Origin of the sequence: Streptomyces sp. NPDC017448 (assembly GCF_044330565.1) — a bacterium.
Lineage (GTDB): Bacteria > Actinomycetota > Actinomycetes > Streptomycetales > Streptomycetaceae > Streptomyces.
This window is the reverse complement of sequence record NZ_JBIRLM010000015.1, coordinates 1-15,157: the sequence shown is the minus strand read 5'-3', so window position 1 is coordinate 15,157 and position 15,157 is coordinate 1. Positions and strand designations below refer to the sequence as shown.

Genomic DNA, 15,157 nt, shown 5'->3' with positions numbered 1-15,157 from the left:
GCGTGGCGGCGAGCCCCGTGGCGATGCCGTCGTGGTGGCGGTCGAGGAAGTCCCTGGCCCGGGGGCGCAGCGCCCGCAGGACCCGGTCGAGGGCCGGGCGCGCCGCCACCGCCAGGCCGTTCTTCACCATGAACGCGGCGGGGCCCTGGTTGAGGATGACCCCGGTCGGCCGGGCGACGACGTGGGCGTAGGCGAACCGGAGGTAGCCCCACAGGTCGTCGACGTCCGGGACCGGGGCGAGGAAGGGGACGACCACGTCGGGCACGTCGGTCCGCCCGGTGACGGCGCGGACGAAGTCCGCGGTGGCCTTCATCGCGAACTCGCGGCCCGACGCCTCCACGGCCCCGATCGCGCCCTTCGGCAGCCGGTCCACCGCCCGGTCCTGGAGCACGCTCAGCCCCAGGGCGGGGAAGCCCGTGGTGGGCTGCACGTAGGCGCGGTCCGTCCGGACCGGGGTCTGGCCGACCAGGGCCCTGCCGCCCAGTTCGGTGACCGTCCAGCCGTCCTCGGCCGGCAGGAGGTCGGCGAGGGCGGTCTGCGGGGCGGCGCCCGGCTCGTCGCGGCCGTCGAGGGCCCGCTCCACCCGTGCGAGCCGCTCCAGCGCCGCCTCGGGGGGCTGCCGCCGCTCGCCCGGGAGCACCGCCATCGGCTCGACGACGATCTCGCCGATGAGGTAACCGAACTGCTGGGGCTTCGGGTCGCCCGGCGCCAGGGGCGGATGGGTCAGGTGCAGGCGGCCGTCGGCCGTCCGCGTGACGCTGGCGTGGTCCGTGACGATCGAGAAGCCGGGGGCGGTGGCCAGGACCTCCTTGGCCGGGACGTCGCTCATGCCGCTGATCACGAAGACCAGGCGCCGCTCGATCTCCAGGCCGAGGGCCCCGTAACCGCGCCCGGTCGCCGCATCCACCAGGGAGTGCGGGGTGGACGACGACGCGGCGAAGGCGGGCAGGGCGCCCTCTACGGCCTGTCCGGCGGGGTTCACGACGACCGCCCGGGCGTCGGACGCCGCGACCGGGGGCGGGGCGGAGGAGAGTTGGCGGCCGTCGCGGGCGGACAGGTCCAGCCACATCACACCGTCGAAGCCGCCGAGGTGGTAGGCGGCCCACGCGTGGCCCAGCAGGTCGCCCTGACGCCGCGCCAGGACGAACGCCGCCGCGCCCGGCCCCTGGGCGGCGACCGCCCGGGCCACCGCCTCCCACGCGCCCACGGGGCTCCAGCCCGGCCCCGGGACCAAGGCGGACGCCGGCGACGTACCGCCGAGCACCGCGTCGTCGACCGTGGCCGCCGGACGGACACCGCCCGGGTACAGCGCGTCCCGCAGTGCGCCCAGCAGCACCAGGCACCGCGGCACGGTGAGGCCGTGGCGCGGCGCGGGGCCCGCGATCCGCCGGGCCGTCGCCGTCAGCCGGGCGCGGCTGAGCGGGGCGGGCACGGGCGGGGCGGGCGGCGCGGGGACGGGGGCGTGGGGCTGCGGCTCGTACGCGCCCCCGGTCTCGTCCCACAGCGCGCGGAAGGCGGCCCAGGCGTCGTCCTCGGCCCGGGGGTTGGCGCCCCACGGGTGGACGGCCTTCGGGTCGGGTCCGTACAGCTCGCGGAGGAGCGGCAGCAGCTTCGGCTCGTTGCGGCGGACCCACTTCGCCCCGTTGTTGCGGGGGCGGCCGGTGTACGGGTCGGTGCCGGTGTTCGTGCCGAGGTAGGCGTTGGTGAGCTGGGCGAAGTACTCGAACTCGTTCCGGGCGGAGTAGTTGCGACGGGTTCCGGTGCGGTCGTACAGCGGTCCGTCGGGCCAGGCGGCGAAGCCGCCCGCCAGCACCTTGTCGTGGTACGCCTCGGTGATGAGGCGGCGCTGCTCGTCGGTGAGGCCGTGGCGGTGGAGGGCGTGCGCGAACTCGTGGGTGGCGGCGGAGTATCCGTCGGCGTACAGCCCCGAGCCGGGTACGGCGGTGGCGCCGCCCAGCAGGTTCTCCTCGCCGACCGCGGCCAGCCCGCCGGTCTCGACGCCGCGCAGGGTGGCGAAGGGGCGCGCGTTCTCGTCCGTCTCGCCGCGCAGGGCGCCGAACGCGTCGAGGGAGGTGGCCGCGGCGTCCTTGGGGACCACGATCATCCGCGCGCCCTCGTTCAGCATGCGCTCGGCCACGGCGGGCGAGCGCAGCATCCGGGCCACCTGCGCCCGCGCCTCGATGCCCGCGGAGACGGGGAGGTCCACGCCGGGCGGCACGTCGACCGTCAGGAGGGCGGCGGTGCGTGCGAACTCCTCGGCGGGCAGGGTCCGGCGCAGCCGCGCGGTCAGCGCCCGGTCGGCGGCCAGCGCCACCCGGTCGGCGGACGACAGCGGCAGCAGCCGGGAGGTGCGCTCGTCCTCGGTCATCGCGGCGAGTCCGGCGGCCAGTGCGGTGCGTTCGGCCGGGGGCAGGTCGGGGCGCGGCGCGGACGCCGGGGTGGTCGTCGGGGTCGGGGTGACGGCGGGGGCCGGGGTGACGGCCGGGGCCGGGGTGACGGCCGGAGCCGGGGTGACGGCCGGAGCCGGGGGGACGGCCGGGGCCGGGGTCGGCGTCTCGGGCGGCGGCGCGGGCAGGGGCTGTCCGCGCAGCCGGCCGGCGCGGGTGGGACGGGCGGGCGCGGAGGAGACGGTGCCGCGCAGGGACGGGCCGTCGCCGAGCCCCTCGGCGCGGCGGCCGGTGTCCAGGGCGTCGGCGAGGGCGGGCAACTCCTCCCACGCCTGACTGTGACGGCGGGCCTGCTCGTCCAACTCCTCGCGCGTTTCGGCCAGTTCGATCTCGATGCCGTCGACCTGGTCCTGGATCGCGTCGCGCGCCCCGGTCGCCCGGCGCAGAGCGGCGTCCGCCTGCCGCAGGACGCGGGCCGCCCCGGCCACGACCTCCTCGGCGCGGCGGAGGTTCCCGGCGAGCGTGGTCTCCCGTCCGAGGGCCCCTTCCAGGCCGGTCCGCAGCTCCCCCGCCGTCTCGCGGGCGGTGTCCGCCGCGTCGAGGTCGTCCTGACGCCGCTGGTGCAGGGCGCGGCCCCGGTCCCGGAGCGCGTCGGCGCGCTCGACCGCGGCGTCCAGGGCCGTCTGTCCTGCCGGGTCCTCCGGATCGGTGTCCGAGGCGTCCGAGGCGTCCGAGGCGGCGGTCGTATCGGCCTTCGGCGCGTCCGGGCCGGTCTCCGGCGCGGCGGCGGCGAGCTCCTCCAGCCGTGCCACCTCGGCCCGCGCCTCCTGCCACCGGGCGTGGAGGCGGCGCTCCTCGTCGGCGGTGTCGTCGTACCGGGCCTGTGCCTCGCGGGCGACGGTGTCGAGCCGTGCGATCTCCGCCCGCGCCTCGGCGATCCGGCCCCGCAGCGCGGTGAGTTCCGTCCGGACGGTCGCGGCGGCGCGGCGGGCGTCCGTGTGGGCCCGGTCGGCGTCCCGGTGCGCGGTGGCGGCGGTGTCCAGGGCCCGGTGGGCGGTGTCCAGCGCGGCGAGCGCGCCCGGCTGCCGCCGGGTCAGCCGCCCCTCGCGGTACCGGGCCGCCGCCTCGGCCCGTACGGCGTCGAGGTGGACGCCGATGGCGTCGGCCACGTTCCGCCAGGCGTCGTCGGTGGCCGCGGTGGTGTCGGTGAGCGAGCCGTCGGCGGCGAAGGGCCAGATCCGCAGCCCCCGGCCGGTACGGACGACCAGTTCGACCGGTTTCCCGGCGCGGGCGGCCGTGAGGGAGCCGACGAAGAGGGCGCGGGCCAGCCGGGCGCCGTCCGGGTCGGGTCCGAGCGCGAGCCACAGCTCCGCCGACGCGTCCTCCGCGTCGATGGCGTCCGCCAGCACGTCCGGCAGGTCGGTGGCGGGGTGCCGGGCCCAGTCGCGCAGGTCGTCCGCGCCCTGGTCGGCGAGGATGGCGGGCAGGTCGTAGACGCGGGGGCCCGGGCGCGCCGGGGTGACGCCGAAGCCGAGGACGTCGCGTTCCCACAGCCGGGTGGTGGAGCTGCCGGTGACGTACCGGACGCCGCCGGGGCCGCTGACCTCGATGACGGTGTCGACCAGGGTCTCGTAGGTGCGGGGGATGCGCCGGTCGGCCGGATCGCTGGTCGCCCCGGTCCGCAGCCGGTTGAAGGAGAAGGCGGAGGCGTTGCCGCCCGAGGAGAGGGCGTGGGGCTGCTGCGCCGCCAGCGGGAAGGTCACCCCGAGCACGTGGCTGTTGCCGTCGGCCAGGCTGTAGGAGCCCTGTTGGTTGAGGACGAAGGAGCCGGCTGCGGACGAGGTCGTCGCCGAGGTGCGGTTCTGCCGGCGGACCCGGTCGATGGCGACGTCGCCCGCCTCCGTGACCGGTCGCGGGTTGTGCAGGGATATCCGCAGGGACGGGGCGGTGCCGGGGCTCTCGACCGGCCAGCTGCCGGGCATCCTGTCGGTGAGGCCCGCCGCCGTGCGGGAGGGGTCGAGGGTGATCTCGCCGGCCTGGACCAGTTCGGCGAGCCGGGCGGCGAGGGCCTCCGCCGAGGCGTTGGCGGGCAGCCCCCACGAGGCGGCCATGCGCGGGTCCACGTCGTGCAGCGCCTGCGTCAGCTGCGGGGCGGCGTTGTAGTCGTACACCGGCGTCGGGCCGGTGGTCTCCAGGCGGACGCCCTGCGGGAAGGGCGTGGTCCCCTGGGCCGCGGCGTCGGCCGGCGTGAGCAGCAGCGGGTCGCCGCCGAGCAGCGCGGGCGGGCGGGGCCCCTCGTGCCGCCGCGGCCGGTCGGCCTCGGAGGCGACGAACCGCAGGGCGGTCGCCGCCGGTACGGAGACCCGGCCGACCGGGCGGCCGCGCAGCAGGCGCCCGATCCAGGCGCGGGTGCGCTGCGCCACGTCCCCGTCCAGGCCGGACAGGTTGAGCAGTCCGGCCTGGAAGAGGGCGCCGGGGATGTTGGCGGGCCACTGCCACACGGCCTGGGAGCGGACGGTGGCGGTGTAGCGGTAGTCGACGGTGAAGTCGGCGACGCTGCCCGACCGCGTCCAGAAGCGGTCCTCCGTCGCGACCTCGGAGCGGGCCGTGCGGGCCCGGGTCTCGGCCACCGCCAGGGACGGCCCCTCGCGGTCGGTCCACCCGGTGGCGCCGGGGCGGGGGTAGCGGGAGACCAGGTTGGCGGTCGCCTGGCGGGTGGTGGTGGTTCCGGATGTGGTCGCCCTGGACTGCGGGGTGTGGGTGTCGACCTGTTCCAGGCCGGTGCCCGCGCCCGCCCTGCGCCCGCGCAGGCCGCGCAGGGCGGGTGTCTGGAGCACCGGTTCGGCGGTCAGGGCCACTTCGACCAGGCGCGCTCCTCCGAAGGCGACGTGGAGGAAGTGGAAGCGCACCTGGCCGCCCGGCCCCCGGCCGGGCAGTGCGCGCAGGGCGGCCGGCTCGGTGACCCGGGCGATCTCGGTCGCCACGCCGGGGAGGTAGGAGGCGTGGGCGGGGCGGACGACGCCCGGGGCCTCGTTCTCCACCAGGGCGGTCAGTTCCTGGCGCATCCGGTCGCGGCGCTCGCGGCGGTCGGCCGTGCCGTCGAGCTGGGTCACCGACATGACGATCGCCTTGCCCAACTGGCGGCTCCGGGCGTACCGGTCGGGCAGCGGCACGTCGAGCGGGTTCGGCGTCAGGGCGGGGATGCCCGGCATTCCCGCGAACCAGGCCGCCAGTTGGGCCACGGCCTGGGCGGGCGCCAGGTACGTGACGGCGCGCGGCAGATCGACGGCGACCGTGACCGGGGCGTAGGCGCCCAGGCCGAGGGTGTTCCCCGCGACGTTGCGCACCCCCCACCTGACGGTCATCAGCAGCGTCAGGTCGTTGCCGATCCACAGGGTGTCGCCGCTGTACTCCGTGGCATGGGTGATCTTCGTGGCGGAGCCCACGGTGCCGGTGGCGTCGGTGCGGCGGGACTGGGAGTAGCGGCCGCCCGGGTTGGCCTGGTGGACCAGCAGATCGGGCGGGGTCGGGGCCGCCTGCAAGGCCGTGACCTGGAGGTTGCCCTGATGGGTGACGCCGACGCCGCGCTGCCGTCCGGCGGTGTCCCCGCTCAGGACGTCCTGCTCCGAGTAGAGCGATTCGGAGCCCAGGGGGCGGGGGTTGGAGAGGTAGCCGGTGATCTCCAGCATCATGACCTGGTCGGCCGCCATGCCGGGCAGCGTCAGCCCCTCCACCACGTAGGCGCCGCCCAGGATCTGCTGGGCCCGGGAGATGAGCTGGCCGGGCCTGATCGCGTCCTGCCGGGCCTCGGCCGCCATGGTGCCCCGGTCGTTCAACGAGGCGCCCGCCACGGCGACGGAGGTCCACTTGTAGGTCGATGCCACGCCGTCCGTGGATGTCCTGGCCGCCCAGATCACCGGCGTGGCGGCCCAGTTGACGGCCGAGCCGGCCCGGTTGACGGCGCCGGACAGGCTCGCCGGGAGCGCCTCCTTCACCGCGGAGCCCCGCCGGGCGGTCTCCGTCGCCAGCCCGGACAGCGTCGCGGAGGCGCGCTGGACCGCACGCCCGACACGGCCCCTGCCCGGGCTGCCCGGGTAGGTGCCGGCCACGATCTGCCGCAGGGCCTCCATCAGCGCGGTGGTGCCCCGGAAGGTGTCGACGAGCGCGCCTTCCGGCAGCCGGGTCAGGCCGGGCAGCGGGCGGCCGCGGTCGTCGACGAGGGCGAGGCGCCGCTGGTCGTCCGCCGGTCCGCCGTCGGTGACCGGCTGCCGGATCACATGTCCCGGGCGGGGGGCGGGCGCCGGGGCCGGGGCCGGGGCGGGGGCGCGGGTGCGGTAGTGCGGCACCAGCAGCCGGACGCTTCCCGGCACGGTGTGCGCGGAGGCCGCCTGGAGCTGCATCTCCACGTCGTCGTCGGCCTCCGCCTCCTCGGCCCGCACGGGGTTCCCCTCGGCGTCGACGTCGGCGAACCGGACGAGCGGGTCGTCACCGGTGCCCTCGTACAGGTCGAGGCCGAGCCTGGCGGGCACCTCGAACAGCTCGCCGCCGTTGCGGGTGGTCATCATGAACTGGTCGTAGCCGACCTGTCCGGCGCTGGAGGAGGCGTCGGTGAGCTGCCGGGTGCCGAGGTAGTCCGGGGCGGTGTTCAGCCCCCACGAACCCTCGGAGAGCGGGGCGTTGAGGCCGCCGCCACCACCGAGGGCGCCGCTGAGCGCCGTGCCCCGCTGACGGGCGCCGCCGGACTCGTACGAGCTGGAGCCGACGTGCAGCACGTCGGGCAGCCGGCGGCTGTGGACGGCGGGCCGGGCGGTGTCGCGCGCGGCGGTGAAGACCAGTTGGACCCGGCGGGTGCCGGAGACCGCGTTCGGCCGCTCGAACCAGACCGACTCCCCGCCGTCCACGGCGTCGGGCGCCGAGGAGGCGAGGCCGAAGGTCGAACGCATCTGCCGCAGCCGTCGCAGGTTCTCCAACTGGGCCACGACGAGCGGTTCGTCCAGCCGGAACGCCGGCTCCCTGCGCCGGGGCCGGGCGGGCGGCAGGAACCCCTCCCGGCGCAGCCACGCCTCGGCCGCCGTGAACAGCGGGTCCGCTCCGTCCACCTTGAGGGGCGTCTCGGTGTACCCGATGCTCTCCAGGTTCTCCAGGTGCTCGGGGAGTTCGCGCAGCTCTGCGGGGGTCGGGCGGTGGCCCGCCATGGTGGTCCGCTGGGCGATCCGCAGCCGCAGGCCGTCCTCCCACGGGCCGAACGTGCTGCTGACCCGGCCGCCGCCGGCCCGGTGCAGCGTCACGGTGTAGGTGACCCGGCCGCTGGTCAGCAGGTGGCTGCTCTTGGTGCGGAGGCCGTGCATGAGCGTGGCGCTGCTGACGTTGCTCAGCTGTTCGTTCAGCTGCCAGTTGACGGCGGCCTTGCCCATCAGGTTGCCGCCGAAGGACGAGCCCGCCGCGGGGTGGCCCGGGGCGTGGTCGGTGGTGAACGACGGGCCGCCCGCGCCCTCGACCCCCACGCCGCTGGTCAGCTTCGCCGACTTGTCCACGCTGGAGGCGTGCGAGAACCACGTCTCCAGGGTGGACTTGCCCTCGGCGCTCCGGCGCATCGGCCGTCCCGGCTCGATGACCGCGGTCAGTTCGAGGACGCCGACCGCGTTGCCGTCCTCGTCCAGGAGGGTCGGCGAGAACACCCCGCCGTCGCGCTGGAGGTGCGGGGTGCCCCGGAGCATCCGCTGCGAGAGGAAGTTCTCCAGCGCCTCTTCCGAGTCGCCGTCGAGGCTCCGCAGGGCGTCGAAGGCGTCGTCGCGGAGCAGTTCGGTCAGCAGGCGGCGCGGTTCGGCGACGCTGTCGCCGCCCCACAGCGGCAGGTCGTCGACGTCGCCGGGCTCCGGCAGCCCGGCGGGGTCGTCGCCGTCGAAGGCGAGGTGTTCGTGGAACCAGATCGTGAGGGCGCCGTGCGACCGCTCGGGCAGCCAGTTGTCGGCATCGCCGTCGCGGGGGGCGTCCAGCCGGATCTGCCACCGCCCGTCCACGTCCATCGGGTGGGCGGGCTCCTCGGCCTGCTGTTTGCTGGTGACGAGGAAGGTCTCGCCCACGGTGACGGACTGGGTGAGCTGGTTGTGGGTCGCGGAGACGTTGACGGTGCTGTCCCACCAGCGCAGCGCTCCGGCGCTGTCGTCCGGGAAGATCCCGCTCCACGGCACCGAGCCGGTGCGGATGTTCCCCGCGCTCTCCGCGTGCGAGGACGACTGGCCGCCGCCCGTTCTGGCCTCGACCCCTATGTCCGGGAGGGTCGGCGGACGCTGGCCGGTGTCCCCGCCGTACTTCACGGACCGCACCGGGTCGGTGTAGGAGAGGCGTACGTCCACCGTCCGGTCGCGGCCCGCGTGCCGGAGCGTGATCCGGTGCCCCTGGCTGCTGCGCAGGTACGGCCGGTTCAGCTCGACCTCCTCGGCGCTCAGCACGTCCTGGAGCCGGGTCAGCAGCCCTCGGCCGTCCGTGCTGTCCGGGTCGGCCCCCAGGGCGGTGACGATCCGCCGGTGCAGTCCCTCCAGGACGGTGGCGGGGGTCGGCTCGTGGATGACGAGGCCGATGTGGCCGTCGTGGCGTCGGCCGTGGTCGCGCAGGTACGGCGAGAGTGCGCCGGGCGCGGCGGCGGACCCCGCCGCGGACGAGCTCCCGAGCGCCCGTCCGGTGAACGTGTGGAGGGAGCCCTGCTGGGCGGAGGCGCCGGGCAGGGCGGCGGGCCGCCGGGTCTGCCAGTGGTCCGCCCCCGGGGTCGTGCCCCCCGTCAGGACGATCACGTTCCGTCCGCCGGCCGGGTGGGGCGCCAGGGCGCCGGGCAGCTCGGACAGCAGCGTCGTCCGGGCCGTCCCCGCACGCCCGGCGACGTGCTGGGCGAGCCCTCCGGGGTTGGTGTGGGCGCCGACCATCAGGAGCGGGGCGTGCAGGGCGATCTGCTGGTGGACCCGGTCGTGGCGGAGCAGGGCGGCGATCTCGCTGCCCTGCACCCAGCGGATGGAGCCGTCGGTCCAGGGCATGGAGAGGTGGCCGTTGGTGCTGTCGGCGTGGACCACGTACGCGTTGGCGGCCGATCCGGCGGGGGCGCCGGGCCACGGCGCGGGGTGCGGGGCGGCGCCGTCGGGGCCGCCGTCCGGCGAGAGGAGGTAGCCCCCGGTCTCGATGTCGCCGGCGACGGGCCGACGGGTCCAGTTGCGGCCGGTCGGCACGCCCCGGGCGGTCAGCCGGGTGCTGTCGTCGAGGGCGCCGTGCCGTACGAGGTCCCAGGCGGCGAGGTCCGCGGGGTCGGCGGGGTCGAACCCGGAGACCGCCGCGCCGGCCATGAGCCACAGCAGGCGGTCGCCCGCCTCTTCCGGCGTCGGTTCGGCGGACGGGTGCAGGTGGAGCGCCTTCTTCGCCAGGGCCACGGGGTCGGTCGTCGTCCGCAGGGCCTCGGCGCCCCGGACCGCGCCCCACACCAGCCGGCTCACGTCCGTGCGCGTCACCGCGCCCGCGTCCGGCAGCCGCAGCACGTCGGCGGCGAGCGCGGCCAGCTCCCGCCCGGCCAGGCGCTTCAGCGCCCAGTCCAGCGACGGCAGGGGCGTGTACTGGTGCAGCGTCAGCCGCCCGGCGGCGGCCTCGTCCTTCTTCGTGGCGGCGTCGAGCAGGACCCGCCGGATGTCTCCCTCCGACGGCGGGTCGTTGCTGATGCGCCGGTGGCGCGCGTGGACGGCCAGGTGCAGGTGGTGCAGGGTGAACGGGCCCGCCACCCGCAGATGCGGATCGGCCCGGCGCATGTTCTCCAGGGCGCCGATGCCTTCGAGCAGGGTCCGGAACTGCGCGTCCGAGGCCACGTCGGCGCCGAACGACCGCCGTAGGGCCTTCACCAGCCGCAGCGTCGTGGCGAGGACGTCGGCGGGGACCGGGGCCTCCCCGGTGTGCAGCCCCGCCGTCCGCGCCAGGGAGGCCAGTTCGGCCGGGCCCGGCTCGGGGAGCAGCAGGCGGCGCGCGCCCTGTTCGCCGGACGGGCTCGCCAGCACACCCGCCTTCGGGGTCTCGGCGCGCATGAGCACGTGGACGCGGTCCACGGCCATGACGGCGGCGCCGCTGCCGTTCGCCACTCCCTGCGCGTACGAGGTCACCCCGAGGACGTCGAACACGTACGGGGGTTCTGCCGCGTCCGTCAGGTAGGGCAGGTCCTCCGCCGACGCGTCGGCCCAGCACGACCCGAGGTCGATGACGGCGTTCGGGCCGAGCTTCCTCATGCTCGGACGGCGCCGGATGTACCGGCCCGTCTCCTCCCCGCCGACCTGGACCGGCGGGCGGCCGTCCGTCACCTCCATCACCCCGCGCAGCGGCATGCCGTGCTGCGCGAAGTGGTAGACCGGCCGCCCGTTCTCCAGCAGCGCGGCCGGTTCCCCGATCGTCCCTTCCGACACCGGGTCGAACTGGGCGAACTCGGTGATCTCGGCCATGGCTTCGAACATGGGCTCGTTGGTGACCAGGTCGGGGTCGGACATCGTGACGCGGCCGAAGGACCGGCCGTCGTCGCCGATGGTCCGCGTCTTGATGGAGGCGTCGGGGAGGATGGTGCCGTCCAGGGCGGTCACGAAGCCTTCGCCGGCGGCCCCGCCGGGGCCCAGGTCGGCGGCGTCGCTGCCGAACCAGCCGCCCAGGGGCAGCCCTTCGGACCTCCGGTTCTCCACGACGATCCGTTCGGTGCCGGAGGCGGGGTCGGCGACCAGGCCGACCCGGCCGCTGTGCGCCCAGACGCCGTCGCGGCCCGCCCGGAACGCCAGGGTGCGGGGCAGCACCAGGCCCTGGTCGCCGCCGTGGGCGAGCACCAGCACGACGGGGGCACCCGCCGGAAGTCCGGCGATCCCGGGGTCACGGGCCACCAGCTCCGCGAACTCCTGCCAGAGCACGCGGAGTTCACCGCCCCCCCAAGGGAGCATGACGTGGTCGTGCCCGCCCTCGGCCACCACCACGTACGCCCCCGAGTCGGCGTCCCACAGTGGCTCCAGCGGCCCCTGGAACTGACCGTTGCGCCGCTGCCACACCTGGGAGGTGTCCACCGGCCCCACGGGGCGGCCGGTGAGGTTCAGGCCCTGGTAGGCCCCGTCGCCCGTCAGGATGTGGCGCCCGTGGTCCAGTGCGCCCCCGGCCGCCAGGTGGTAGGCGCCGAGCGAGGCGAGGCTCGTCGACCAGCCGGCGGCCATCGCGTTCTCCACCGTGGCGAGGAGTCCGGACCTCAGCTCGGGCGAGACGTCGGTGCCGGCGGGCAGGTGCAGCACGCGCCGGGTCAGGGCGTCCAGGTCCAGCGCCCCGCCGGGCTCCTCCAGCAGCGTCAGCCGCTCCAGTTCGGCGACGGCCTGCGCGTGCGGCTGCGCCGTCGTGGGCGCTCCGCCCAACAGCCTGGTCGGGAGCCCCAGTTCACGTCGTATCCGGCCGGCCAGCTCCGTACCCGACACCGCCTGCGCGCCGTGCTCGGCGAGGTGTCGGGCCACCTGCCGCACGGCGTCGAGGTAGTCGCCGCGCGCGTGGCGGGAGTCGGCGAGCACGGGGTGCAGCTCCAACGGCAGCACCAGCGAGACCGCCCGCCGCCACGCCTCGGCGGGGTCGGCGCCGGCCGGGGCTCCGGCGGCCCGGTGCGTGGCGAGCGCGAACTCCTCGTAGGCGGCGTGCCAGGTACGGCGGGAGGCGCGGGCGGCGATGCCGTCGAGCGCCTCGGTCCAGGGGCCGGGCCGGTTCATCAGCAGGCGCACCTGCTGGACGGGGTCGGTGATCCCGCTGTCCGCGAAGCGCACGGAGCCGTTGAGGGCTGCCTGGAGGGCGGGGCCCTGGCCGGGGGTGACCCCGGCGGCGGCCAACTCGTCCCCGGTGATCAGGTCGTCGGGCGCCGGGCGCGGCGGGTCGCCGGGCAGGTCCTCGGCGGTGACCAGCTCGGCCGTGGACCGCCGTTGGGCGTCCGTACGGTGGACCCGCGGCACGATCGCCGCCACCGCGGCGTCGAGGGCGGCGTCCGCGCCGAGGTCGCGCAGCCGGTCCAGGGCCGCGTCGAGCCGCCGCTGCGCCCGGTCCACGTCCTGCCACGCGCCGTACAGCCGCGCGGTGTCGCCGCTGCCGCCCCGGCCCTCGGCCACCCGCTCGCCGAGCGCCCCGGCGGTGCGGGCGGCCCGGCCGAAGGCGGCGAGGGCGTCCTCGTACTCCCGGCGGGCCGCCTCGACGGCGTCGTCGGACGCCGCCGTGGGGGCGGGGAAGTCCAGCAGGACCGGAGCGTCGGCGGCCGCGCTCTCCGGCTCGCCGCTCCGGCCCTTGCCCTTGCCCGCTCCCGGGGCGGGGCCCGCCCCGGCGCCCGGGCCGTCGGCGGTGGCGGTGGCGGGAACGGCGGCGGGCGGGGCCGCCTCGGGGCCCTGCCCGGGGGCCGGGCGGCCGTCCGCGTCCGCGTCCATGTCCACGGACATGGGCGTGGGCGTGGGCGTGGAGGTGACGGGTGCGGTGGCCTCGGCCGGTCCGGTGGTCTCCGCCGGTGCGCCGGACGTGGTGCGCAAGGGGACGGCCGCCGCGACCGGGGACTCGGGGTCGGCGGCGCCGGGAGCGGGCGTCCGCAGAGTGTGCGCCGGGTCGTCGATGCCGCTCGGGGGGCGGGTGCCCCGGGCGGTGAGCGGGTGGTCGACGGCGGCGGCGCTGGTGACGACGGCCTCGACCGCCTCCAGGAAGCGCGGAGGAACGGCGGGGCCGGGCGTCCGCGCCTCCGCGCCGTCCTGCCGTACCAGTCGGCGCAGCAGCGCCTCGGCCGCCGGGCCCCGGTCCGGTACGCCCGCGTAGCCCAGCACGTACTGGAGCACCGCCGCGTCGTCGCGGACCCGCCGCTCCGCCGCTTCCTCCGGGGAGGCGGCCGGATCGGCGGTGTGGAGCCGCCAGTTGAGGTGGTCGGACCCGTCCGGGCGTGCGGTACGGCTCAGCTCGACGGCCTCGGGGTGGTCGGGCGCGGCCGTGAGCGTGAGGTCGAGGTGCACCTGGTCGCCCGAGGCCGGGAGCACGAGGCCGTGGTTCAGGTGGGTGTCCAGGAGCGTGCGCATCCGCTCCTGCAGGGCGTCCAGCTCGGCCGGGGGGAACCCCTCCCCGGCCCGGACCGGGAGGTGGAGGGAGACGTTGCTCAGCCAGCGGCCGTCGTCGGCCTGGACGCGCTGGACCCAGGCCCGTACGGGGGTCTCCGGGGCACGGGGTGCAGCCGTGTCCTCCGGGGCGCGGCCGGGGTCGAGGGGCGGGTCGGTCCGTACGGCCGTGGCGGGCGCGTCGTGCCGCCCCGCCCGCCACTGCTCGGGCCGCACCGGATCGGCCACCGGAACGGCGGCCTCGGGCGCCGGGCCCGCCGGGACGTCCGTACCGGACTCGGCTCCGAGGTCGGCGGTGAGGTCGGCGGTGAGGTCAGCGGTCGGCAGGCCCGAGGAGGTGCGCACCGTCTCCGGCGGGGCCGGAGCGGTCTCGGGACCGGTCGCGTTCCGGGCCGTCCCCGGTGCGGGGGCGGTGTCGCCCGTGCCGGTGGCACGCGGCTGCGGAGCGGCCGGAGCCGCCGTCCCGTCCGCCGGGTCCTGCCGACGCTCCGGGTCCGTCGGGTCCGTCTGGCCCGGCTGGTCCGGCTGGTCCGTCTCCTGCTCGCCCGGCAGGTCGTTCGTGTCGCCGCGCCCGCCCTGCCCGTTCTGGGAGGGCTGCTGCGACGGGCTCCCCGTCCCGGAGCCGCCCTGCTGCGTGCCCTGCTGCGTGCCCTGGTTCCCGGCTGCGGGCGCCGGGGCGTTCGGCCCGGCAGAGGTGGCGACGGGGGTCGGAGGGGCGACGGCGTCCGTGTCCGCGCCGGCCGGGGCCGGGACGCCGCCGGTCTGCTGGTGGGCGGTGGCGTCGGGGTCCGTCTGCCCGCCGGTGCTCCGGCCGCCGGCCCCCCGCCCGGCCACGTCCTGGCCGGTTCCGTCCTGGTCGGCCCCGTCCTGCCGGTGGTCCCGTACGCCGTCGCCGTTCCCCTCCGCCGAGGCGTCGTCGGGGAGGTCCGCGGTGCCTGTGCCGTTCGAACCGCCGGCCGTGCCCGGGCCCGGCGCGGTGGACGAACCCTTCGGCCCAGTGAGGCTGTCGGGAAGGTCGTTCGCCGATCCCGAGCCGTTCGGGGTGGTACCCGGCAGGAGGTCCGGCGCCGGGTCGACCGCAGGGTCAAGAGCCGGGTCGGGTCCGGCGTCGGGCGCCAGGTCGTACGCGGTGGGGTCGGTGCTCGTACCGGTCCCGGGCGTGCGCCCCGAGGTCGGCGGGGGCGTCATCGGCGTGGTGTCGGGCAGGGACGAGGACGGCAGTGTGGAGGGCGTGGACGTCGAGGACGAGGGCAGCGACGACGTGGGCGGCGGCAGGTGGGGCAGGGGCGAACCGCTCGTGCCGGGCGTCCCGCCCGTGCCGAGGAGGCCGTTCGTTCCGGGAAGGCCGTTCGTACCGACCACGCCGTTCGGGCCGGTGAGTCCGTTCGGGCCGTTGACGCCGCCCGTGCCGCCCGTCTTCCCGGCGGGGCCGGTCGGCGCGTCGGAGCCCGCCTTGGGCAGGGGGCTCCCACCGGTCGGGGACGACGCGGTCGGCGGCGGCGTGAAGGGGGGAGGCGGCAGGACGCCGGTCCCGCTGCCCGGACCGTTCGACAGGTCGGCCGAGACGGTTTCGGGGAAGGAGGCGGCGGGGCCGGGGGTGAAGAGGTCGGCGTTCACCGGCGGAGGGCTCTTGACGCCCGGCCCGCCCGCGGGGCCGCCGGACTT

1 protein-coding gene (cut by a window edge) is annotated in these 15,157 nt (G+C 77.0%); it reads right to left on the bottom strand.

Annotated features, from left to right (window positions below):
- Positions 1–15,109 carry the 5' portion of a lonely Cys domain-containing protein gene (locus ACH4K1_RS22915; protein ID WP_398091138.1) on the bottom strand. The gene continues 16,301 nt to the left of window position 1, outside the view, so the window shows 15,109 of its 31,410 coding nt (coding positions 1–15,109); it begins with the start codon at positions 15,107–15,109; the stop codon falls past the left edge of the window.
- Positions 15,110–15,157 lie beyond the last annotated feature (48 nt).